We start from the raw sequence: 22886 nt of genomic DNA, 5'->3' as shown, positions 1-22886 counted from the left end.
CCCTCGCTCAGCCCGCAGGGGTCGCCGCCGCCACCTCATCGCGCGCGGCGGTGAACGCCGCCACGCACCGACGGATCTCCTCCTCCGAGTGCGCCGCCGACAGCTGCACCCGGATGCGGGCCGCACCTCGCGGCACCACCGGGAAGCTGAACGCCGTCACGTAGACCCCGTGTCGCTGCAGCGCGTCGGCGATGCGCGCGGTGAGGGCAGCGTCGCCGAACATGACGGGCACGATGGGATGCCCGCCGGGCAGCAGGTCGAACCCGGCATCCGTCATCAGCTGGCGGAACAGCGCGGCGTTCCGCTGCAGCGTCACGCGCAGCTCGCCCGACTGCTCGAGCAGCTCGAGCGCCTGCAGCGTGCCCGCGACGATCGCGGGCGCGAGCGTGTTCGAGAACAGGTAGGGCCGCGCCCGTTGGCGGAGCAGAGCCACGATCTCGGCACGCGCCGCCACGTAGCCGCCGGATGCCCCGCCGAGCGCCTTGCCGAACGTGCCGGTCGTGATGTCGACCCGGCCCTCGACGCCGCAGAACTCGGGGGTCCCGCGCCCATGCGAACCCACGAAGCCCACGGCGTGCGAGTCGTCGACGAACACGAGTGCGTCGTAGCGGTCGGCGAGGTCGCAGATCTCTGCCAGCGGCGCGATGTAGCCGTCCATCGAGAACACGCCATCGGTCACGATGACGCGGCGACGAGCGTCGGATGCCGCGACGAGCTGCGCCTCGAGGTCGGCCATGTCGCGGTTCTTGTACCGGTAGCGCCGCGCCTTCGAGAGGCGGATGCCGTCGATGATCGACGCGTGGTTGAGCTCGTCGGAGACGATCGCGTCATCCGGCCCGAACAGCACCTCGAACACGCCGCCGTTCGCGTCGAAGCACGACGAGAACAGGATCGTGTCGTCGTAGCCGAGGAAGTCCGACACGCGGCGCTCGAGCCCCAGATGCTGCTCCTGCGTGCCGCAGATGAACCGCACGCTCGCGAGGCCGTAGCCCCACTCGTCGAGGCCGCGATGGGCCGCCGCGACGATGCGCGGGTCGTTCGCGAGGCCGAGGTAGTTGTTCGCGCAGAAGTTGAGCACCTCGCGCCCGCCGACCTCGATCTCCGAGGACTGGGGGCCGTGGATGCCGCGCTCGCGCTTGGTGAGCCCTGCCGCCTCGATCTCGTCGAGCTCGGCTCGCAGCTGCCCCTTCACCGATCCGTACATGCTCAGACCTCCGTCCAGTCGAGGATGACCTTGCCGACGCCGCCCGAGCCCGCCGCGTCGAACGCGGCGCGCCACTCCCGGGCCGGGTACCGGTCGCTGATGATCGAGGCAACGCGCGCTCTGAGCATTTCGCTGGTCTGCAGCATCGCGCTCATCGAGTTCCACGTCTCGAACATCTCGCGGCCGTAGATGCCCTTGAGCGTGAGCATGTGGGTGACGACCTTGCCCCAGTCGATCGCGTACGGCTCGCTCGGCAGCCCGAGCAGCGCGATGCGGCCGCCGTGATTCATGTTCTCGATCATCTGCGGGAGGGCGGATGCCGCGCCGCTCATCTCGAATCCCACGTCGAAGCCTTCGCGCATGCCGAGCTTCGACTGCACGTCGTGGATGCGCTCGCGCGACACGTCGACCGCGGCATCCGCCCCCATCTTCAGGGCGAGCTCGAGGCGTGCGGGGCTCACGTCGCTCGCGACGATGAAGCGGGCGCCCACGTGGCGGGCGACGGCGATCGACATGAGGCCGATCGGGCCGCACCCCGTGACGAGCACGTCCTCGCCGACGACCGAGAACGCGAGCGCGGTGTGCACGGCGTTGCCGAACGGGTCGAAGATCGCGCCGACCTCGGGCTCGACGGACGCGTGGTGCACCCACACGTTCTCGCCGGGGATGACGACGTACTCCGCGAACGCGCCGTCGCGGTGCAGGCCGACGCCCTTGGTGCGGATGCACATCTGGCGGCGCCCGGCCCGGCAGTTGCGACACATGCCGCACACGATGTGCCCCTCGCCCGACACGTGGTCGCCCACGGCGACGTCGTGCACGAGCTCGCCCACCTCGACGACCTCGCCGTAGAACTCGTGGCCCGGGATGAGCGGCGCCTGGATCTCGGCGGCGGCCCAGTCGTCCCACCGCTCGATGTGCAGGTCGGTGCCGCAGATGCCGGTGCGCAGCACCCGGATCTTCACGTCGGCGGGCCCGGTCTCGGGCTCCGGCCGGTCGACGTACTCCAGGCCGGCGCCGGGCGCAGGTTTGAAGAGGGCCTTCATCAGCGTGTCCGTTTCGTACGGGCGCCGCGGGGTCTGCGGTGCCGAACTCGTGCACCGAGGGTCACGGCGCGCGTCGAGGTGACCCGTTCATCGTAGTCACGGAGCCGAGCGGATGACGCCCCCGGCTGCCGTCGGCGAGCGGATGCCCCTGCCCACCACGTCGAGTCACGCCGATTGGTCGCTCGTTCGAGGCCCAGGCGGCCATTCGGCGTGACTCGGAGTCATCTGTGGCAGGTGTCGGTGGCGAGCAATCGCAGGTTGACCTGCGGCCGCGCGCCGCGAGAGCTTCACAATCCCGAGCAACATTCGGTATTGCAAATCGAATCGATTCGACTACACTGGAGACGACTTTCCACACGTTTCCCGGCCGACCGGCCATCCTTCGACGACGAGGCAGTGATGTCGCAGCACCGAGACGACGAACCCGTTCTTGCCGAACGCGACGAGGCAGGGCGCGACGACACTCGCGCCACCCGGGGCTCCGGCGCACGCAGCGCGGATCGCCGTTCGCGGCGCGAGCTCGTCGCCTGGCGCAATGCGATCTTCACGATCTTCTTCCTGTCGGGCCTGAGCCTCGCCAGCTGGGTCGCACGGCTCCCGGCGATCCGAAGCGATGTCGACCTCAGCACGCAGGGCGTCGGCCTCGTCATCCTCTCGGGCTCGATCGCCTCGATCCTCGGCCTCATCGCCGCACCCTGGCTCATGGCCCGCTTCGGCACACGACTCGGCATGACGGGCGTGCTCGTGACGGTCGCGGTCGGTCTCGTGCTTGTCGGGATCGGCGGTTCCATTGCGCCGTCGGTGCCGCTCATCGTGATCGGCCTCGCCATGTTCGGCTTCGGCAACGGGGCGGTCGACGTGATGATGAACGTGGAGGGCGCCGAGGCCGAACGGGAGCTCGGCAAGACCGTGATGCCGCTCATGCACGCGTTCTTCAGCTTCGGCACGGTGGCCGGCGCGGGGCTCGCGGTGGCGGCATCCGCCATCGAGCTCTCGGTGTCGGTGCACCTCGTGATCATCGCCGCACTGATCGCCGTGACCGTGATCGTCGCGGTCCGGTTCGTGCCCGTGCGGGAGGAGCTCGGCGACGACCCGCACACCGACGCACCACGCGATCCCTGGACCGTGCGGCTCAAGCGAAGCCTCCGGGTCTGGGCCGACGTGCGGCTGCTCCTCATCGGCGTCGTGATGCTCGGCATGTCGTTCGCCGAGGGCAGCGCCAACGACTGGCTGGCCATCGCCGTGGTCGACGGGCACGACTTCGACGAGACCGCCGGCGCCGCGATGTTCACGGTGTTCACGATCGCGATCACCGGCGCCCGCGTGGTCGGCGGTCCGTTCATCGACCGGTTCGGACGCGTGGCGATGCTGCAGGCCATGTCGATCATCGGCGTGGCCGGCCTCGCGCTGTTCATCTTCTCGAGCGAGCCGTGGATGCTCATCGTCGGCACGCTCATGTGGGGCATCGGCTGCTCGCTCGCGTTCCCGGTCGGCATGTCCGCCGCTGCGGATGTCCCCGATCGAGCGGATGCCGCGGCGCGCGTCAGTGCCGTCGCCATGATCGGGTACTGCGCATTCCTCGTCGGCCCGCCCCTCATCGGATTCCTCGGCGAGCAGTTCGGCATCCTCAACGGACTCATCCTGCTGCTCGGGCTCATGGCGGTGGCGGGGCTCGCCGCGCCGGCGGCCCGGGAGCAGTCGGGTCCACGGGCGCGCTCCACCCGCGCCCGGTGAATCGCATCGGGAGCGACCTCGTGGATCCGCCATGGGCGCGAGGTGTGCGCGGTGTTCGGAACTCTCGTCCCGGTCATTCGTGGACCTCCGGAGCTGTGCGCGCGGGTCGCATCGGAGCTGCGGCGCCCCATACGGCGGGCGAGACGGGCGCGGGTGGCAGGCCGAGCACGCCACGGACCGCTCGCTCCGCGAGGTCGACGTCGTATGGCGCCTTGCCGGCCACCTGGATCCCGACGGCCTCGAGCACGGACAGATAGGCGAAGGCCATCTCCCGGGGCGGCGGCCCCGGAGGAATCGCCCCGCTCTCGCGCCCGGCCGCGATCAGCACGGCACAGTCGTCGGCGAGCCGGTGGATGCTCTCCGTGACCGCCCGGCCGACCGGATGGTCCTGCCCGGTGAACTCGACGCGCAGGTTCATGAGGACGTCGGCCACGTCACGACGGCAGTAGACGACGTGGCCCCTCGCGAGCGCGATGAGCGCGTCCACGGGATCGGCCTCAGCGGTGACAAGCGGGCGCACCTCGGCGTTCCAGCTCTCCTCGACCCAGTTCACCACGGCCAAGGCCAGGTCTTCCTTATTGGCGAACAGGTGGTACAGGGCGCCGCGCGTATAGCCGGCCTCGCCGGCCACGCGTTCCAATGCCAGGTTGGCGTACCCGTACTTCGACAGTCCCCGCGCCGCAGCCTCGAGGAGAGCGCTCCGTGTCTGGGCGCGCCGATCGGCCTGCGTACGACGCGCGGGCGGGGCGCCCGTCGTCATCGTCGCTCACATACATACATGTCTGTATGTTACCATCGGGTCCGCAGGCCGGCGCGGCGTGAATGAGCTGAAGTGGAGCCGAACCCATGGACATCGAAGCGCGATCAGATCGTGGGCCGGCACGCCCGGAGTACACGGGCGAGGGCGATTCCGAACCGACGGTGCGGCAACAGCAGCCGATTCCCGAGGAGATCCGCTCACTCAGCACGATGGCCGAGCCCGACTACGTCGACCTCTTCACGATGACCGCCGGGATTCCGGGCAGGTCACCCGAGCAGTGGGCCCGTACGGTAATGGGGGACATCCTCGGACGCAAGGCGCAGGTCCTCTGGCGGGGACTCCTCGGCCTGCGGCTCTCCGCATCACCCGACCGGGTGGCCGGATGGAAGATCGCCGATCGCGGCGAGGACTGGATCAGGCTCGAGGCCGCCTCCTGGTTCCTGACCGCCCACCTCGTGTTCGAGGCCGATGACGAACACGTGTCGCTGGCGTCGTTCGTCCACTACGACCGGGCGATCGCCTCCCGCGTCTGGCCCCCCGTCTCCACGCGGCACCGCGCCGTGGTGCCCATCGTGCTGTGCAAGGCGCGCGCGCTTCTTCAGCCCGCGGCATCCGCTCCTCAGTAGACTCACGGGGTGCGCCTCGTCATCGCCCGCTGCTCCGTCGACTACGCGGGGCGGCTCTCCGCCCACCTGCCGCTCGCGACGCGACTGCTCATGGTGAAGGGCGACGGCAGCCTGCTGGTGCATGCCGACGGCGGCAGCTACAAGCCGCTCAACTGGATGAGCCCGCCGTGCACGCTCGAGACGCTCGAGCCCGATGGCGACCAGGCGGCCGCGGGCGTCGTCGAGCTGTGGAAGGTCACCCACAGGAAGACGGCCGACCAGCTCGTCGTCTCGATCCACGAAGTGCTGCACGACTCCGCGCACGAGCTCGGCATCGACCCCGGCCTCCAGAAGGACGGCGTGGAGGCGCACCTGCAGCAGCTGCTCGCCGAGCAGATCGAGATCCTGGGCGAGGGGCACCGGCTCGTGCGTCGTGAGTACATGACCGCGATCGGCCCTGTCGACATCCTGGCCACGGATGCCTCCGGCGCCTCGGTCGCCGTCGAGCTCAAGCGCCGCGGCGACATCGACGGCGTCGAGCAGCTCACGCGCTACCTCGAGCTCATGAACCGCGACCCGCGCCTCGCGCCGGTGACGGGCATCTTCGCCGCGCAGGAGATCAAGCCGCAGGCCCGCACGCTCGCGGAGGACCGCGGCATCCGCTGCGTCGTGCTCGACTACGACGCGATGCGCGGGGTGGAGGGTGGGCACGCGCGGTTGTTCTGACGCAACCTCTTGCGGAGTCATCCGCGCCATGAGAACGTTCTCATCCTGAGAAACACTCAGGCTTTGTAGCCGTAGGATGTCACGATGACTTCCACGATGCCCACCCAGACCATCGCGCCCGCGCGCACCTGGTCGGCCGTGCTGTTCGATCTCGACGGCACGATCGTCGACTCGGCTGCCGACATCACGGCGTCGCTCGCGCACATGTTCACGAAGCTCGGACTCGACGTGCCGTCCGACGACGTGCTGCGCTCATACGTCGGTCCGCCGCTGCTCGACAGCCTCCGCCTGACCGCCGGCTTCGACGACGCGGAGGCCTGGGAGGCGCTCAACGTCTACCGCGACCACTACGCGGACCACGTGCTCCGCTCGCCCGTCTTCCCCGGCGTCGCCGGCGTGCTCGAGCGTCTGCACGCTGCCGGCATCCCCGTCGCGCTCGCGACCTCGAAACCCGAATCGATGGCCCGCGAGGTGCTCGACCACGCCGGGCTCACCAAGTACTTCACCGTGATCACGGGCGCGAGCGAGGACGAGGAGCTCAGCACGAAAGCCGACATCGTCGCCGAGGCGCTCCGCCGCCTGGAGGCGGACGGTGTCGACATCTCCAACCCCGTGATGGTCGGCGACCGCGGCTACGACATTCTCGGTGCCGGTGCACATGGCGTGCCGACGATCCTCGTCGAGTGGGGCTATGGCTCCCCCGCCGAGGCCGGCGACGCCATGGCTGTTGTGCACTCGGCCGACCAGTTGCGCAACCGACTGCTCGGCACCGGCGGTCAGTAACCGGTCGGCGCCTCCGGCACGACCTCGACCGTGAACGTCACGGTATCGCCGGTCTCGCCGTTCTCGAGCGTCACCTCGGTCTCTCCGACCGACTCCGCCGTGAGGCCCGGGTTGAACTGGGCGCTCCCGTCGTCGCTGCCGGGCACGAACTCGACGACCTCCGGGTCGGCGATGTCCGCCGTCCACTCGGTGAAGGTCTCGTCGTCGCCGGTCAGGTCGATGGAACCGCCCTCCGTCACCTCCACCGTCGTGCCGTCGACGTCGTCGAGGTCGACGATCACGGGCGGCAGCGCCGACGAGCCCGGCGACCGTCCCGACGCGCATCCGCCGAGGCCGAGCGATCCGGCTGCGAACGCGAGCGCAACGGCGACGGATGCCGCCGCTCGCCATCTCGATCCTCGAGTCACCTGCATCGCGAGCCACCCCCGCGACCGATCGTACGCCCGCCCGGCGGCGCGGGGCGGACGGCTGCTACTGGATGAACCGCTGCTACTGGATGAACCGCTGCACGAAGGCGAGCGCCTCGTCGGCGACGACGCGCCAGCCCGAGTCGATCGTGAGGGAGTGCCCGCGGTTCGGGATGGTGATCTCGGTGGTCGTACCGGGGTTCCTCGACTGGATCTTGTAGCTCGCGTGGGTGATCGCGGGCGGCACCGTGTGGTCCTTCTCGCCGCCGATGATGAGCATCGGGCCGCGCTCGGGGTTCTTCGACTCCACGAACGTCTCTCCGCCGAACGGATTGAAGTTGGCGAACGCCGCCTGGAAGAGCGGTGCTCCGGCGGCGGGCACGTGATAGGTCTCGTAGAGGTGCCTGGCCTCCGCCTCCTCGAGCGCGTTGGCCCAGCCGTACACGAACTGCTCGTAGGTGAGCGAGACCCCGCGCCCCGCGTTCGCGGGGTTGGCGAGCACGGGAGCCGAGGACTTCAGCGACGACGCAGGCAGCGGCAGGACGCCCTTGAACGGGGCGTTGTCGATCGACACCGTGGCAGCGGCTGCGCCCTCGCCGGCGATCTTCTGGGCGATCAGTCCGCCGAAGGAATGGCCGATGACGACGGGCGCCTGGTCGAGCAGGGCGATCGCCGCGAGGTAGTGGTCGGTGACCTCCTGCACCATCTTCCTGGCGAACGCCTCGGGGTGCTCGCGCGCCTCGGCGACCGTGTCGGGATCGTCGGGCCAGCCGGGCGCCAGCGTGATGAACCCGCTGTCCTCGAAGAGGTCGCGCCACGGCTGCCAGCTGCTCGAGAGCAGCCAGAGGCCGTGCACGAACACGATCGGCGTGAGCTCGGACGCGTTCGCGCGATCGATCTCCGCGCGCTCCCATTCGGTCAGGGTCGAACCGGTGGTCTCGCTCATCAGTGGATCCTCCTGCCCGGACCGCATCCTGCGGCCCCGGCTCAGGCTAAGCCTGTCGGTTCGGCCTGGGCCATACCCCCGCCGGTGTCTGTAACGCGCTGTTCATATCCGCGGCACTCATCTTCGTTCGATGGACGACCGGATGATCCGTGCGCCGCGTCGTGGCCCGAGGCGTCGCTCAGCTGGCGTCGATGAGCCCGTCGAGCAGGCGGTCGACGCCCCACACGAACTGCGCGGTCGAGTTGTGCTCGGCCGCCACGGCAGCGGTCCGCTCGCTGAGCGGGAAGGTCGCGAGGTCGGTCCACAGGGCCGTGCCCGAGGCATCCGTCACCACCAGCGGCGCAGCGGATGCCGCGGCACCCGGTTCGGCCTCGAGATCCGCCGATTCGAGGGCGATCGAGCCGAGCGTGTAGACCTGCAGCGCATAGGCGGCGCGCGCCGCGTCGTCGAGGTCGAGGCCTGCAGAGGCGAACGATTCGAGGAGCGTCTCATTCAGTCGCATCGCGTTGGGCCCGTCGAGCGGCCCGCTCATGATGAGTCCCAGGGCGCCTGCGTGTCCGGCGAGGAGTTCGCGCAGGCGCAGCGCCAGGGCGACGAGGCGGCCACGCACGACGCCGACGCCGGCTGCGGCCGTGCCGGAGGCATCCGCCTCGCTCACAGCGCCGATGTCGAGTCGCGCGAGCAGGTGCTCGACCATTCCCCGCAGCAGCGCGTTCTTGCTCGGGTAGTAGGTGTAGAGCGCGGTCGGCGTGACGCCGAGCGCGCCGGCCAGGCGGCGCACCGAGACGGCGGCGAAGCCCTTCGTCTCGAGGAGGTCGAAGGCGGCGTCGAGGATCTCGGCGTGGGTGAGGCTGCGTCGTGGTCCGGGTCTCATGGGCGTGCACTCTTGCGATTCATCTCAACACACCGTACAGTGTTGTAACACCGAACGGTGTTCAGAGTTATCTGGACGAGGCGATCATCCGTCGAGGCACAGGAGTCCCCATGCAGCAACCCCGTCAGCGGCCGACGCCATCGGCCCGAGCCGCGCTGCCCCGCGATGTCGAGCGGATGCCGCGGCCCGCCCACCCGATCCTCCGCGGGCCCGGCTGGGGGGCGACCTTCCTCGCCTTCCCGGTGGCCGGGGTCGCCGCCATGTGGGCCGTCGGAGCGATCGACGACCCCGCGTCGGCCGCGGTCGGCGGGGCGATCGCCGGCGCCCTCGTCGGCGCCGCGCAGGCGTTCGGCAGCAGGGCGCTCGACCCACGGCGCCGCCTCGCTCCGGGAACGTGGATCCCCGCGACGGCGGTCGGCATGGGGCTCGGCCTGCTCGCCGCATCCGCCGCCGTCGGCTACGCCACCGACCTCGGCTCGCTCGCGCTCATGGGCGCGATCACCGGTGTGCCCCTCGGCCTGGCCCAGGCGCTCGCGCTCCCCCGCACGCTGGCCCCGCGGCCCGCACACCGCCTCGCCTGGGCGGCGGCGGTGCCGATCGTGCTCGCGGTCGGGTGGACGGTCACGACACTCGTCGGCGTCGACGTCGAGCAGCGGTATGCCACCTTCGGCGCGTCGGGGGCGCTCGTCGCGACGGCGCTCACCGGCGGCCTCCTCGCCGTGCTCGCGCGCCGGGCTCGGGCGAGCGCCGGTGCCGGCCGCACGAACCCCACTGCGAGTGGAGGCGTCGCGTGACCGACGTGCACGTCGTCTTCGGCTCGGGGCCGGTCGGGCGCGCGACGGCGCTCGCGCTCCTCCGCCGCGGGGTTGCCGTGCGCATCGTGAACCGCCGCGGCCGGGCTGCGTTCGGCCGCGACGCCGAGGCGCTGCGCGAGGTGGAGGTCGTCACCGGAGATGCCACGGATGCCGCGTTCACGACGGGAGCGGCGGCCGGCGCGGCATCCGTCTACCAGACCCTGAACCCCGAGTACCACCGTTGGGCCGAGGACTTCCCGCCGCTCCAGGGCGGCGTGCTCGCCGCGGCGGAGGCCACCGGCGCCCGCTTCGTGAACATGGACAACGTGTACTCGTACGGTCGCCCCGGCGGACGGCCTCTCAACGAGCAGAGCCCGCAGCATCCGCACACGCGCAAGGGGCGAGTGCGTCTCGACATGGCGGACGAACTCTGGGCTGCCCATCGCGCAGGGCGGGTCGAGGTCGTGAGCGGCCGGGCGTCCGACTACTACGGGCCCGGCGCAGGGATCGCCTCGCCGCTCGGCGCCCGTGTGCTCGCGGCGGTCGTCGCGGGCAAGCGCGCCTCGCTCTTCGGCGACCCCGACCTCGTGCACAGCTACACCTACATCCCCGACATCGGCGAGGGCCTCGCGGTGCTCGGCACGCACGCCGGCGTCACCGGGTCGGCGTGGCACCTGCCGAACGACCCCGAACCATGGACGAGCCGCGCCATGACGGAGGCGCTCTTCCGGATCGCCGGCACCGAGCCGCGCATCGGCCGCCTGCCGACGCTCGTAGTGCGGGCCGTCGGGCTCGTGAACCCGACCGTGCGCGAGCTCGCCGAGATGGCGTACGAGTTCGAGGAGCCCTTCGTCGTCGACTCGAGCCGCATCGCGTCCCTCGGGGTGCGGGCGACGCCGATTGCCGAGGCGCTCGAGCGCACGCTCGAGGCGTACCGGGAGGAGCAGGAGTGAGGAGACGACGACGGCGCCCGCGTCGATGCGCAGGGTGCCGCCGCCGGGCTCAGCCGAGCCGTGCGAGGAACGTCAGGACCGAGCCGTCCTCGACGATCAGGGGCCCGAGTGCGGCGTTGAACTCCGCCCCGTAGTCGGCGGCCAGGTGCGCGGCGAAGGCCGCCTCGTCGCGGTACGCCTCGACCACGGCGAAGCCGGTACCGATGGGCTCGGGTCCGGCCGCCGTGCCCGAGCCCGACGGAGCCGCCGCCACGCGATGCGGCTCGAAGGCGAGGCATCCGGGCTCCTGGCGCACCTTCGCCGTGAGGGCGAGGAGGAGGTGCTCGACCTCCCCCTCGCGCCCGGGCAGCGCGGTGAACCGCGCGACGAGCTCGACCCGATCCTCCTCGCTCGTCCAACTCATTCGCGAGCCGCGCCGGTCATGATCGCGACCGCGTCGGTCATCGAGTGCGACTCGGGCGTGATCGTCGCCGCGCGCTTGCCGAGCCGCTGGATGTGGATGCGGTCTGCCACGTCGAACACCTGCGGCATGTTGTGCGAGATCAGGATCACCGGGATGCCCTTGTCGCGCAGGTTCTTGATGAGCTCGAGCACCTGGTTCGACTCGCGCACGCCGAGGGCGGCGGTCGGCTCGTCGAGCACGACGACCTTCGAGCCGAATGCCGCGGCGCGGGCCACCGCGACCGCCTGGCGCTGGCCGCCTGAGAGGTTCTCGACGGCCACGGTCACGTCCTGCAGGGTCGAGATGCCGAGCGCCTTCAGCTCGTCCTTCGCCTTCTGTCGCATGCCCTTCTGGTCGACGACGCGGAAGACCGAGCCGAGGAGGCCCTTCTTGCGCTCCTCGCGACCGAGGAAGAGGTTCGCGGCCACGTCGAGCGCCGGCGAGACGGCCAGGTCCTGGTAGACCGTCTCGATGCCGGCGCCACGGGCGTCCTGCGGACGCTTGAAGTGCACCTGCTTGCCGTCGAGGAAGATCTCGCCCTCGTCGGGGATCTCGGCGCCGGTGAGGCACTTGATGAGCGTGGACTTGCCCGCGCCGTTGTCGCCGATCACGGCGAGCACCTCGCCCGGGTAGAGCTCGAGGCTCACCCCGTCGAGGCCGACGACGCGGCCGAACGTCTTGACGAGTCGACGGGCGCGGAGGATCGGCGTACGCGTGTCCTCTGGCGTCGGCGGCGGGGCCGCGGCATCCGTGAACGCGCCGATGGCCTGGTCGACGTGTGCGTCGACGGGTGCGTCGCCGGCCGCTTCGGCCGGTTCGTTGGCGGTCATTTCCGTACCTTTCGGATCCACTGGTCGACCGAGACGGCGACGATGATGAGCACGCCGACGGCGAAGGTCTGCCAGAGCACATCGAGCCCTGCGAGCGAGAGGCCGTTGCGGAAGACACCCACGATGAGGGCGCCGAGGAGGGTGCCCCACACGGTGCCGCGACCGCCGAAGAGGCTCGTGCCGCCGATGACGACAGCGGTGATCGAGTCGAGGTTGAGGTCGACGCCTGCGTTCGGCGATGCCGCGTTGGTGCGCCCGATCTGGATCCACGCCCCGAGCGCGAGGATCGCTCCGGCGGCGAGGTAGACGCTCATGAGCACCCGACTCACCCGGATGCCGGCCAGCCGCGCCGACTCGGGGTTGTCGCCGACGGCGTACACGTGTCGGCCCCAAGCGGTCTTCGACAGGATGAGCGCGACCACGACGTAGAGGACGAGCATCATCAGCACGCCGACCGTGATGTTGACGCCACCGAGGCTGAACGTCTCGCCGGTCCAGGTGAGCAGGTCGGGCATCTCCGCGCCGCGTATCGTGGCGCCGCCCGAGTAGAGCAGCGTGAGCGCGACGAAGATGTTGAGCGTGCCGAGCGTCACGATGAACGGCGGCAGCTTCAGGCGGGTGACCAGGAAGCCGTTGAGGGCGCCCGCGCCGAGCGCGACGACGAGGCCCAGGAAAAGGCCGAGCACCGCGGGCAGTCCCTGGTTCACGGTCGTCTGGGCGATCACCATCGAGCTCAGCACCATGACCGCGCCGACCGAGAGGTCGATGCCGGCGGTCAGGATGACGAGCGTCTGGGCGACCCCGAGCGTGCCGACCACGGCGACCTGCTGCGTGATGAGCGACAGGTTCGCGGGGTTCAGGAAGCGATCGTTGAGCAGGCCGAACACGATCACGGACACCACCAGCACGATGGCTGGACTGATGGCCGGGTAGCGGTGCAGCGTGTTGCGGATGCGGCTGAGCGGGGTGGTGCGGTCGAGGAACTCCTCGGCCAGGTCGAGCGCCGACGTCGGCGGCTCGGGCGTGTGCTGACTCACGTTTGTCTCTCCGATGTTCAAGGGTGAGGGGGTGCGGATCGAGCGGGGGGCAGCGGATGCCGCGGCACGGGGATGCTCACGCGACATCCGCCCCGATCCGCACCGCCTCACGGTGCGGTGCCGGGGATCAGCCCCAGCAGATCTCGCTGCCCTCGGTCGTGTCGATGGAGTCGACGCCGTCCTGCGGGTCGTCGGTCACGAGCTCGACGCCGGTGTTGAAGAACTCGAGGCCCTCGGTGACGTCGGGCACCTCGCCCGTCTCGACCAGGTCGAAGATCGCCTGCACGCCGAGCTGGGCCATCTTCACCGGGTACTGCTGGCTCGTCGCGCCGATGATGCCGTCCGTGACCGCGTCGATGCCGGCGCAGCCTCCGTCGACCGAGACCACGATGAGCCCGTCGGTGGAGCCCGCAGCCTTGAACGCCTCGTACGCGCCGTAGGCGGCCGGCTCATTGATCGTGTAGACCACGTTGATGTCGGGGTTCTTCGAGAGCAGCGTCTCGGCGGCGGTGCGGCCGCCGTCCTCGGCGCCCTGCGACACCTCGTTGCCGACGATCTCGTACTCGCCGCCGCTGTATGTGCCCGTGGCCGCCTCGTCGCCGTTCGCCGTCTCGTCGGCGAGGTCGATGCCCATGCCGTCGAGGAAGCCCTGGTCGCGGGCGACGTCCACCGAGACGACCTTGTCGTCGAAGAGGTCGATCATCGCGATGGTGGCCTTCTCGCCTGCGAGCTTCGCCGCGGTCCACTCGCCGATCTTCTGGCCTGCGAGGTAGTTGTCGGTCGCGAAGGTGATGTCGACCGACTCGGGGTCGGCGGGCGGCGTGTCGAGCGCGATCACGTAGAGGCCCGCATCACGCGCCTTGATGAGGGCATCCTCGACGGCAGGGCCGTTCGGGGTGATCAGGATGCCGGCGTCGCCCCTTGAGATGGCGTTCTCGACGGCCTGGATCTGGGTGTCCTCGTCGCCGTCCTCCTTGCCCGCGGCCATCGTCAGCTCAATGCCGAGATCCTCGGCGGCCGCCTCGGCGCCCTCCTGCATGGCGACGAAGAACGGGTTCGTGGTGAGCTTCACGATGAGCGAGACGCCGATGGTTTCGTCGCTCCCGCCATCGGTTGAGCCGGATCCGCCGGAGGCGCATCCGGTGAAGGCGAGCACGGCGGCCGCAGCCACCGAGCCCGTGGCGATGAGGCGACGACGGAGCGCGCCGGGTGCTGTGTGATTCATCGATGAATCTCCTCTTGTGTGGGGGACCGTTGTCTCCCTGACAACGATGTCAAGTTAGGTCTAGACCATCCAGATGTGTATAGTCAAGTCGAACTTGCACATTGGAGAGCAGATCGTGACATCGTTGTCAGATGCAACGTCGTCGTCCGGGGGCGCACGCTCCCGCCCGACGATGCGGCACGTCGCCGCCCTCGCCGGCGTCGGCGTCAAGACCGTCTCGCGCGTGATCAACGGCGAGCCGAACGTCTCGGCGGCGACGATCGCGAAGGTGACCGCCGCCGCGCGCACACTCGACTACCAGCCCGACCTGCACGCCGGGAACCTCAGGCGCGCCGACGGGCGCACCCGCACGCTCGGGCTCCTCGTCGGCAGCGTCGACAACCCGTTCGCCGGGGCCGTGCACCGCGCGGTGGAGGACGCCGCCCTCGAGCACGGCGTCGCCGTCTTCGCCTCGAGCCTCGACGACGATCCCGACCGCGAGCAGGAGGCGGTGTCGGCGTTCCTGAGCCGGCGCGTCGACGGGCTCATCCTCACGACCGTCTCCGAGAGCCAGTCCTACCTCGCCCCCGAGCTGCGCCGGGGCACCCCCGTCGTCTTCGTCGACCGCGAGCCCGCCGGCATCACCTCCGACGCCGTCGTGAGCGACAACGCCGACGGCGCCGCGCTCGCCACCCGCCACCTCCTCGAGCGCGGCCACCGCCGCCTCGCGTACCTCGGCGACCGGCACACGATCCAGACCGCGCGCGAACGACGCCGCGGCTTCCTCGAAGAGCTCGGCCGCGCCGGCGTGGCCACGCGCGGCGTGCCCGTGATCGAGGACCTGCACGACGAGGAGTCCGCTCGCGCTGCGCTCGTCGCGCTGTTCGACTCCCCCACCCCGCCGACGGCCGTCTTCAGCGCCCAGAACCTCGTCACGATCGGGGTCATCCGCGGCCTCCGCGAACTCGGCCGGCACCGCGACACCGCCCTCGTCGGGTTCGACGACGTGCCGCTCGGCGACCTCCTCGACCCTGGCGTCACCGTCGTCGCGCAGAACCCGCAGGAGATCGGGCGCATTGCGGCCGAGCGGGTGTTCGCACGGCTCGGCGGCGACCACAGCCCCCCGGCACGCACGATCGTGCCGACCCGACTGATCGAGCGCGGCTCGGGCGAGATCCCGTCGCGCGAGGAAGGCTGAGCGGATGACCGACGCGACCCCTTCGGCGAGGCGGATCACCGTCGTCGGCGATGCCCTGATCGACGAGCTGCGCGACCCGCACGGCTCCCGCGAGTTCGTCGGCGGTGCCGCGCTGAACGTGGCAGTGGGCCTCTCGCTCCTCGGCGAGGACGTCACGCTCGTCGCGATGCTCGGCGACGACGAACCCGCCGAGCGGATCCGCTCCTACCTGCGCGACTACGGGGTGCGGCTCGTCGAGAGCCCCTCGGCGCACGGCACGTCACGAGCGGTCTCCGATCGCACCGACGGCGAGCCGCGGTACGAGTTCAACGAGGCCGCGAAGCAGCGCGGCATCCGCTTCGATGCGGGGACGCGAGCCGCGCTCGACGAGGCCGACCTCGTAGTCGTCAGCTGCTTTCCGTTCGACTTCGCCGAGCAGTACGGCGAGCTCGTCGCGGCGATCGAGCGGCCCGAGGAGCGGGTCGTCGTCGACGGCAACCCGCGTGCCGGCATGCTCGCCGATCGCGACGAGTTCCTGGCGAACTTCGAGGACTTCGCCTCGCGCGCCCTGCTCGCCAAGGTCGGCGACGAGGACGCCGAGCTGCTCCTCGGCGATTCGCTCGACGCGTTCGTCGACCGGCTCGGCAGTGCCCCGGGCCCGCACGGGGCGATCCTCGCGACGGCCGGCCGCGACGGAGCCACCGTGTATCACGACGGCTCCGCCGTGCACGCCGACATCGTCGCGCTTCCGGGCCCGATCGTGGACACGATGGGCGCCGGCGATGCGACCCTCTCCGCGGTCGTGCACCACATCGCTCGGCACGGTCTTCCGCAGTCGGCGGATGCCTGGGAGCCGGCGCTGCTCGACGCCATGACGATCGCCGCGGCGACGGTGCGGCACGAGGGGGCGCTGCTGCGCGTGCCGCAGGCCGAGACGGTCTACCCGAGCTGAGCAACCCGGCGCATCCGCTCAGCGCACCGCTCAGCGCCGCTTGAGCCAGGCCATGAGCCGGCGGGGCGGCGCGACCGAGCGGCGCTCGACGAGGTCGCCCGCGAGCAGGAACGGCTCGGTGGCATCCACCGCGCGGCCCTCGATGCGCTCGAGCAGCGAGGTCATACCCCACCGGCCCATCTCGCGGTGCGGCAGCGCCATCGTCGTGAGGCCGGGGTCGAGCGCAGCGGCCACGATCTCGAGATCGTCGACGCCGACCACCGAGCAGTCGCGAGGCACCTCGAGCCCGAGTGCCTCGGCGGCCTGGTAGACACCCATCGCCATCTGGTCGTTGAAGCAGAAGATCGCCGTGGGGCGCTCACCGGAGGCGTGGTCGAGGAGGCGACGCCCCATGCGCCGGCCGCCGGCCGCATCGGGATTGGCGCGTTCGACGACGGCGTGCATGTCATAGAGTCCCGCCCACTCGACCGCGGACCGGAATCCCGCATACCGACCGCGGGTGGCGGGTGTGTCCCCCGCGGCGTTGATGAACGCGACGTATTGATGACCCGCTGCGAGCAGGTGCGCGACGGCGGTCGCCGCAATGCCGCGTTCGTCGGGTGCGACCGCCGGCACGGCCCAACCGTGCGCGGGCACCGCGTCGATGAGGACGACCGGGATGTCGCCGATGCCGTCCGGACGCTCGATCTCCTGGTGGGAGCTGCGGGCGAGCAGGATCCCGTCGACCCGGCGGTCGGCGAGCGCCCGCAAGTGGCCCTCCTCGAGTTCCAGGTCGCCCGCGGAATCGACCACCATGAGCAGGGTGCCGCGCTCGCGCGCCGCCTCCTGCGCCCCCTGGATGATGCGGCCGGCGAACGGCGTCGTCGCGATGCAGTCGATGACGAGTCCGACGACCGCCGTACGACGCTTCCCCCGCCCGCGCGCGGCGCGGTTGTGCGTGTACCCGAGTCGCTCGGCCGCCCGGACGACGCGCTCCTGCGTCTCCGCACGCACGGCACGGGTTCCGTTCAGGGCGTGGGACACGGTGGATGGCGACACCCCAGCCTCAGCGGCGACCTCCGCGAGGCCTGCTCGCCCGGCGGAGGTGCTCGGCTCGCGTCGATTCCCGGGCTCGTTCCCCATGTGCATGGAGCCTACGTTGCATGGGCTGGGTAGGGCACGGCACGGAGGGACCGGGATGACAGGCGGATGCCGCGGCATCCGCACGTCGCGTCGCGGCATCCGTCAGCGCACGAAGCGCACCTCGGTGACTTCCCAGCGGTCGTCGAACTGCTCGCCGCCGTCGAGCTCGAAGCCATTGCGGCGGTAGAACGCGTGGGCCCGGGGGTTGTCGTCGAGCGCCCAGAGATAGGCCGGCTCCTCCCCGAGTGCGGCCTCGAGGAGGCCCTGCCCCACGCCGGTGCCGTGGTGTCCGTCGAGCACGTAGAGCGTCTCCAGCTGGAGCTCGCGTGGGGCATCGGGTTCGTTGCCCCGGCTCGTGCTGGCGAAGCCGACGACCTCGCCGTCGACCTCGGCGACCCAGATCGCCATGCGATGGAAGCCCTCGGGCGCGGCGTAGACCTCGTTCGCGATGGCGAGGTTCGCCGTCCAGAACGAGATGCGGATGACCATCGTCCACGCCTCGACGCGCTCGCGCGCCACTCGGCCCGTCTCCACGTACGTGGTCCGGTTGCTGTCCCAGTGCACCCGGCCGATGCCCGGGGCGTCCGCGATCACGGCGGGACGGATGACGGTGGCCATGCGTCGAGGCTACGACGGAGGGGCCCGCCGCGGCATCCGGGATTGCCGCACTCCGCCGCATCCTGACCCCCTTGCAATGTCGACCGGACACTGCGTAGCATCGCCGCCGTTGGATTGACAACGATGTCACCATGATCTCGTGAGACGCGCAATGAAGGGCGAATCAGACGATGACAGCGAAATCACGATGGCGCGATGGCGTTGCCGCGGTCGCGGTCGGCGCGCTCGCGGCGGGCCTGCTCGGGGGCCTCCCCGCGTACGCCGAGGAGGCCGACGCACCGGCCCCCGCCGATGAGCAGTACCGGCCGTACCTGCACTTCTCGCCGGAGCGGAACTGGATGAACGACCCGAACGGCATGGTGTACGAGAACGGCACCTGGCACCTGTTCTTCCAGCACAACCCGTACGGCACACGCTGGGGCAACATGAGTTGGGGCCACGCGACCTCGACCGACCTCGTGCACTGGGAGCAGCAGCCGCTCGCGATCCCGCAGACGTTCGACGAGAACGGCACGCCGATCGAGGACGTCTTCTCGGGCTCGGTGGTGCTCGACGAGCAGAACACGAGCGGCTTCGGCACCGCCGAGAACCCCCCGATGGTGGCGATCTACACGAGTGCCTACACGCCGGCGCACCCGACCCACGCGGGCATCCAGGCGCAGTCCCTCGCCTACAGCACCGACCACGGGCAGACATGGACGAAGTACGCCGGCAACCCCGTGCTCGACCGCGACTCCGCGAACTTCCGCGACCCGAAGGTCTTCCGCTACAACGACCCCGACACGGGCGAGTCCTACTGGGTCATGGTCGCCGTCGAGGCACTGCAGTACAAGGTGGTGCTCTCCCGCAGCGATGACCTGAAGACCTGGACCCATCTCAGCGACTTCGGCCCGGCCAATGCCACGGGCGGTATCTGGGAGTGCCCCGACCTGTTCCCGCTCGCCGTCGACGGCGACCCGGCGAACACCAAGTGGGTCCTCGTCGTGAACCTCAACCCCGGCTCGGTGGCCGGCGGCTCGGGCGGTCAGTACTTCGTGGGCGAGTTCGACGGCACGACCTTCGCGTCCGAGAGCACGGTGTCGGATGACGCACTGCCAACGGGCGAGGTCTTCGCCGGCTTCAACGGCGGCACGTACGAGGGCTGGGCCGTGACCAACGAGCCCGGCAACTGGGCGAACGGGCCGTGGACGGATGCCCCGGCCACCGGCACCCTCCCCGGCCAGAATCCCGTGTCGGGCTTCATCGGCGCGGGGCTCGTGAACGGCTTCGCCGACCACGACTGGCCGATCGGCTCGATGGAGTCGCCCGCGTTCACGATCGACGCGGACTCCGTGAACCTGCTCGTGGGCGGCGGCAACCACCCGCACGTCGACGGCACGCAGCTCGGCAACGAGCCGCCCGCCGGGCGCCTGCTGTTCGACGGCTTCGAGTTCGCCGACGGCACGACCCTCGCCGACACGGGCTGGGACGTCACGGGCGACTTCGCGACCGAGCCGTGGCGCAACCCGTCGACCGCGGGCGGCGATTACTACCTCGGCGCGAAGCGCCTGAACACCTGGGAGGGCGGACCGAAGGGCGACGACAACCTCGGCGACCTCACCTCGCCCCCGTTCACGATCGCCGACGGCGAGGACCACCTCTCGTTCCTCCTCGGCGGCGGCAAGCGGTTCAACGGCACGCTCGAGGTGCGGCTGCTCGTCGACGGCGAGGTGGTGCGCACGGCCACCGGACCCGAGGCCGGCCAGCTGAACTGGCAGTCGTGGGATGTCTCGGAGTTCGCCGGCCGTGATGCGCAATTCCAGGTGCACGACGACGCGACGGGTGGCTGGGGCCACCTCACGGTCGACCACCTCGTGCTGGGCGGCGAGCCGGCGCAGGCGCGGAGCGAGGAGACCTCGGTCAGCCTCGTGGTCGACGGCGAGGTCGTGCGCACCGCCACCGGCCGCAACAGCGAGAACCTCGACTGGGTGAGCTGGGACGTGTCGGAGTTCGCCGGCCACGAGGCATCCGTGCGCGTCGTCGACAACAACCGGTTCGGCTGGGGCCACATCCTGGTCGACGAGGTGATGTTCTCGGATGCCGCGGCGTCGCCGCGCATCGAGGGCTACGACTGGCTCGACTGGGGCCGCGACTACTACGCGACCGTGTCGTTCAGCGGCGCCCCCGACGGGCGACGCGTGATGCTCGGCTGGATGAACGACTGGGACTACGCCAACGACATCCCGACGGGGACGTGGCGAAGCGCGATGGCGCTGCCGCGCGACGTCGAGCTCGTCTCCACGCCGAAGGGCCCGCGGCTCGCGCAGCAGGTGGTGCCGGAGTTCGCCCAGCTCGACCAGACGGACCTCGCGTACACGGATGCCTCGCGGCCGATCGCCGACGGCGCCGAGACGCTTCCCGTGGCGGGCGACGTCGTTCGCATCGACGCGGTGCTGCGGCCGGGCGACGCAGAGGCGGTGGGGCTCAGCGTGCTCGGCGATGGCGAGTCGGCGACGCGCATCGCGTACTCCGCGGCATCCGGTCGCTTGTTCGTGGACCGGCGCGACTCGGGGAGCACCGCGTTCCACCCGGCGTTCGCGTCGATCGAGGATGCGCCCGTGGTGATCCGCGATGACGGCACCGTCGCCTTCACCGTGTACGTCGACCGTTCCTCCGTCGAGGTGTTCACGGCCGACGGGCGCACGACCATCACCGACCAGGTGTTCCCTAACGCTGGCGCCGACGCGATCGGCCTGTGGGCCGACGGCGAGGGTGCCTCGCTCGAGTCGCTCACGGTGACGCCGCTGCACGGCGCGATGTGGAAGGAGGCCGGCGTCGACGCCGCCGCCGCCGCGCCGCCCGCTGCCGAGGTCTCGGCGCTCACTGGCCCGAGGCGGGGCCCCGACGCCGACGGCGACTACGTCGTGAAGGTGAAGGTGGGCCAGGGCGAGCCCACCACGGTGGTACGGCTCATCGAGCACGGCTCGGTGATCGCCCGCGCCTATCGCTCGGCCGCCAGCGAGCGGGTGGTGGAGTTCCCGATCACGGATGCCGCTCACGGCGAGCACCACTACACGGTCGAGCTCGAGAACTCGGCCGGCATCACCGACGGGAGCGGCCTCGTCGTGCGGGTCGCCGGCTGAGCCGCGCGGGTGGGGTGCGGCGTTGCTGACCGCCGCATTCCACCCGCTGCCGGATCGCACTCACCCGGTGCCCACGCTGACGAAGCGTCCACCGTTCCCTTGCCATCTCCGTGGACTGTGTGTAGCATCGCGCCATTGACTGACAACGATGTCAGTAGCGGATCCCCCAACCGCACTCCAAAGGACAACCCCACCATGATGATGAAGTCTCGCTGGCGAATCGCCGGTGCGGCCGCTGCCGTCGCAGCACTCGCCGCACTCGGCGTGCTCGCCGTGGGCATCATGGGCGCAATGCCCGCGCTCGCCCTGTAGCCGACCGATAGCCGACCCCTGCATCCCACCCGCTGTACGCGCGCGACCTGACGCGCCTGCCCCCAACGACACGTTCCAGCATCCTGTGCACGGGCCTCGCACGGGCGTACGATCCAGCCATGATCGCACCTGCCACGGCGGGCGTCACCGCCGCTCCCCTGCCCCGGCGCCGCGTCGCCGTGGAGTCCGAAGCCCTGCTCGCCGGCGCCGTGACCGCGGCGCTGACGGGCGTCATCGCCGCGTTCATATTCGCCGGTGCAGTGTGGCCCCTCTGGGGCGGATTCTCGGTCGGCATCGTCGCGGCGATCGCCGTGCTCGTCATGGGCCTCACCGCCGGTGCGACCGGCTACTGGCGCTCCCGCAACCTGCCCGGGCAGGAGTGGCGCCACGGGTTGAAGCCCTGGAAGTTCACCGTTGACGTCATCGCCGTCTCGGCGGTGCACGCGATCATCGCCTTCATCCTCACGATGACGACGTTCGTGCTGCTGCAGCGGAGCTTCGAGGGACTCGTCGTCGACGTGTGGACCTCGATCGGCGCGATCGCCGTGGCCACGGGGCTCGCGTCCTACTGGATCTACCTGTCGGTGTCGGCCATCTCGACACCCAAGCTGGCGATGCTGCTCATCGTGTTCATGTCGACGGCCACGCTCGCGAGCATGGCGACAGCGCAGGACCCGCAGTGGTGGGAGTACCACTTCAGCCAGCTCGGCGCGGCCGACGACTTCTCGAGCTCGCTGTTCAACCTCGCCCTCGTCGTCGGGGGCGCGTTCGTCACGACGTTCGCCCTCTACGTCGACCGCGACCTCACGACACTCGTGCGCCAGGAGGTGCTCGAACACGAGTGGGCGCCCCGGTTCGTGTCGGTCGTGTTCATCGTGATGGGCATCCTGCTCGCAGGTGTCGGGCTGTTCCCGGTGAACGTCAATGTGGCCGTGCACAACTCGTGTGCGATCGGCATGTCCCTCACGTTCCTCACGCTCCTCATCGGCTCGCCCCGGATCCTGCGCGGGATGCCGCGGCGGTTCTTCGTGTTCTGCACCGGTGGGATCGTGCTGCTGCTGGGCTCCGCGCTGCTCTTCGAGCCGATCGCCTACTACAACCTCACGGCGTTCGAGCTCGCCGCGTTCTCGATCATCTTCGGCTGGATCTCAGTGTTCATCCGATTCGTCAGCGCGCTCACGGTGAACGGGCCATCGGCGCGAGACACGGAGATCAGCGGCGCGTAAGTCACGAACGAG

22 protein-coding genes are annotated in these 22886 nt (G+C 70.4%); 10 read left to right on the top strand and 12 right to left on the bottom strand.

Annotated features, from left to right (window positions below; translation table 11 throughout):
• Nucleotides 1-7: 7 nt before the first annotated feature.
• On the bottom strand, nucleotides 8-1204 hold the full coding sequence (locus ASG80_RS01670) for a glycine C-acetyltransferase (protein ID WP_056727784.1): 1197 nt from the start codon (nucleotides 1202-1204) through the stop codon (nucleotides 8-10).
• A gap of 2 nt (nucleotides 1205-1206) precedes the next feature.
• Nucleotides 1207-2250: an L-threonine 3-dehydrogenase gene (tdh, locus tag ASG80_RS01665; RefSeq protein ID WP_056727782.1), complete on the bottom strand. Its 1044-nt coding sequence runs from the start codon at nucleotides 2248-2250 to the stop codon at nucleotides 1207-1209.
• Between the two features lie 399 nt (nucleotides 2251-2649).
• Between tdh and ASG80_RS01660 the strand changes: the two genes are divergently transcribed.
• Nucleotides 2650-3984 (top strand): MFS transporter, encoded by a 1335-nt coding sequence (locus tag ASG80_RS01660; RefSeq protein ID WP_082589649.1) that lies wholly within the window; start codon nucleotides 2650-2652, stop codon nucleotides 3982-3984.
• A 73-nt stretch (nucleotides 3985-4057) separates the two neighbouring features.
• Here ASG80_RS01660 and ASG80_RS01655 read toward each other — a convergent pair whose 3' ends face one another.
• Entirely contained in the window at nucleotides 4058-4744 is a 687-nt protein-coding gene (locus tag ASG80_RS01655) for a TetR/AcrR family transcriptional regulator (protein WP_056727780.1), read from the bottom strand.
• Nucleotides 4745-4830: 86 nt separating this feature from the next.
• Between ASG80_RS01655 and ASG80_RS01650 the strand changes: the two genes are divergently transcribed.
• The 3 genes from ASG80_RS01650 (at nucleotide 4831) to ASG80_RS01640 (ending at nucleotide 6858) form a co-directional block, all read left to right on the top strand.
• Entirely contained in the window at nucleotides 4831-5370 is a 540-nt protein-coding gene (locus tag ASG80_RS01650) for a hypothetical protein (protein WP_200952462.1), read from the top strand.
• A gap of 9 nt (nucleotides 5371-5379) precedes the next feature.
• On the top strand, nucleotides 5380-6075 hold the full coding sequence (gene nucS, locus ASG80_RS01645; protein WP_056727779.1) for an endonuclease NucS: 696 nt from the start codon (nucleotides 5380-5382) through the stop codon (nucleotides 6073-6075).
• Between the two features lie 84 nt (nucleotides 6076-6159).
• Nucleotides 6160-6858, top strand: coding sequence for an HAD hydrolase-like protein (locus tag ASG80_RS01640; protein WP_056727777.1), 699 nt, complete (start codon nucleotides 6160-6162; stop codon nucleotides 6856-6858).
• Here the strand turns inward: ASG80_RS01640 and ASG80_RS01635 are convergent.
• The 3 genes from ASG80_RS01635 to ASG80_RS01625 all read right to left on the bottom strand — a co-directional run bounded on the left by ASG80_RS01635 (nucleotide 6852) and on the right by ASG80_RS01625 (nucleotide 9085).
• Nucleotides 6852-7271: a hypothetical protein gene (locus tag ASG80_RS01635; protein WP_056727776.1), complete on the bottom strand. Its 420-nt coding sequence runs from the start codon at nucleotides 7269-7271 to the stop codon at nucleotides 6852-6854. The genes ASG80_RS01640 and ASG80_RS01635 overlap by 7 nt on opposite strands.
• Before the next feature lie 76 nt (nucleotides 7272-7347).
• Nucleotides 7348-8211 (bottom strand): carboxylesterase, encoded by an 864-nt coding sequence (locus tag ASG80_RS01630; protein ID WP_056727774.1) that lies wholly within the window; start codon nucleotides 8209-8211, stop codon nucleotides 7348-7350.
• Nucleotides 8212-8389: 178 nt separating this feature from the next.
• Complete coding sequence (locus ASG80_RS01625) at nucleotides 8390-9085, bottom strand: TetR/AcrR family transcriptional regulator (RefSeq protein WP_082589648.1); 696 nt, start codon at nucleotides 9083-9085, stop codon at nucleotides 8390-8392.
• A gap of 110 nt (nucleotides 9086-9195) precedes the next feature.
• Between ASG80_RS01625 and ASG80_RS23845 the strand changes: the two genes are divergently transcribed.
• Nucleotides 9196-9879 carry a hypothetical protein gene (locus ASG80_RS23845; RefSeq protein ID WP_162256584.1) on the top strand — a complete coding sequence of 228 codons (684 nt, stop codon included), beginning with the start codon at nucleotides 9196-9198 and terminating at the stop codon, nucleotides 9877-9879.
• Entirely contained in the window at nucleotides 9876-10832 is a 957-nt protein-coding gene (locus ASG80_RS23840) for an NAD-dependent epimerase/dehydratase family protein (RefSeq protein WP_056727771.1), read from the top strand. The genes ASG80_RS23845 and ASG80_RS23840 overlap by 4 nt, the downstream gene beginning before the upstream one ends.
• Before the next feature lie 49 nt (nucleotides 10833-10881).
• On the opposite strand, the gene ASG80_RS01610 is transcribed toward ASG80_RS23840, so the two are convergent.
• The 4 genes from ASG80_RS01610 to ASG80_RS01595 all read right to left on the bottom strand — a co-directional run bounded on the left by ASG80_RS01610 (nucleotide 10882) and on the right by ASG80_RS01595 (nucleotide 14366).
• On the bottom strand, nucleotides 10882-11235 hold the full coding sequence (locus ASG80_RS01610; RefSeq protein WP_056727769.1) for a putative quinol monooxygenase: 354 nt from the start codon (nucleotides 11233-11235) through the stop codon (nucleotides 10882-10884).
• Nucleotides 11232-12104 carry an ATP-binding cassette domain-containing protein gene (locus ASG80_RS01605; protein WP_082589646.1) on the bottom strand — a complete coding sequence of 291 codons (873 nt, stop codon included), beginning with the start codon at nucleotides 12102-12104 and terminating at the stop codon, nucleotides 11232-11234. Before ASG80_RS01605 ends, ASG80_RS01610 begins: the two co-directional genes overlap by 4 nt.
• On the bottom strand, nucleotides 12101-13141 hold the full coding sequence (locus ASG80_RS01600; RefSeq protein WP_056728463.1) for an ABC transporter permease: 1041 nt from the start codon (nucleotides 13139-13141) through the stop codon (nucleotides 12101-12103). The genes ASG80_RS01605 and ASG80_RS01600 overlap by 4 nt, the downstream gene beginning before the upstream one ends.
• A gap of 127 nt (nucleotides 13142-13268) precedes the next feature.
• On the bottom strand, nucleotides 13269-14366 hold the full coding sequence (locus ASG80_RS01595; RefSeq protein ID WP_056727768.1) for a substrate-binding domain-containing protein: 1098 nt from the start codon (nucleotides 14364-14366) through the stop codon (nucleotides 13269-13271).
• Between the two features lie 172 nt (nucleotides 14367-14538).
• On the opposite strand from ASG80_RS01595, the gene ASG80_RS01590 reads away from it, so the two are divergent.
• Together ASG80_RS01590 and ASG80_RS01585 are read left to right on the top strand one after the other, a co-directional pair.
• Nucleotides 14539-15543 (top strand): LacI family DNA-binding transcriptional regulator, encoded by a 1005-nt coding sequence (locus tag ASG80_RS01590; RefSeq protein ID WP_056727767.1) that lies wholly within the window; start codon nucleotides 14539-14541, stop codon nucleotides 15541-15543.
• Between the two features lie 4 nt (nucleotides 15544-15547).
• Nucleotides 15548-16474, top strand: a complete 927-nt coding sequence (locus tag ASG80_RS01585) for a carbohydrate kinase family protein (RefSeq protein WP_056727765.1) — start codon at nucleotides 15548-15550, stop codon at nucleotides 16472-16474.
• A gap of 30 nt (nucleotides 16475-16504) precedes the next feature.
• Here ASG80_RS01585 and ASG80_RS01580 read toward each other — a convergent pair whose 3' ends face one another.
• Together ASG80_RS01580 and ASG80_RS01575 are read right to left on the bottom strand one after the other, a co-directional pair.
• Nucleotides 16505-17596, bottom strand: coding sequence for a LacI family DNA-binding transcriptional regulator (locus tag ASG80_RS01580; RefSeq protein WP_056727763.1), 1092 nt, complete (start codon nucleotides 17594-17596; stop codon nucleotides 16505-16507).
• Nucleotides 17597-17698: 102 nt separating this feature from the next.
• Nucleotides 17699-18214, bottom strand: coding sequence for a GNAT family N-acetyltransferase (locus ASG80_RS01575; protein ID WP_056727761.1), 516 nt, complete (start codon nucleotides 18212-18214; stop codon nucleotides 17699-17701).
• 170 nt (nucleotides 18215-18384) lie between these two features.
• Between ASG80_RS01575 and ASG80_RS01570 the strand changes: the two genes are divergently transcribed.
• Together ASG80_RS01570 and ASG80_RS01565 are read left to right on the top strand one after the other, a co-directional pair.
• Nucleotides 18385-21336, top strand: a complete 2952-nt coding sequence (locus ASG80_RS01570) for a glycoside hydrolase family 32 protein (protein ID WP_082589644.1) — start codon at nucleotides 18385-18387, stop codon at nucleotides 21334-21336.
• A gap of 431 nt (nucleotides 21337-21767) precedes the next feature.
• On the top strand, nucleotides 21768-22874 hold the full coding sequence (locus tag ASG80_RS01565) for a DUF998 domain-containing protein (RefSeq protein ID WP_056727759.1): 1107 nt from the start codon (nucleotides 21768-21770) through the stop codon (nucleotides 22872-22874).
• Nucleotides 22875-22886: the final 12 nt, after the last annotated feature.

This window comes from Agromyces sp. Soil535, from assembly GCF_001428255.1.
Classification (GTDB): Bacteria; Actinomycetota; Actinomycetes; order Actinomycetales; family Microbacteriaceae; genus Agromyces.
This window is presented reverse-complemented; position numbering and strand designations above follow the sequence as displayed.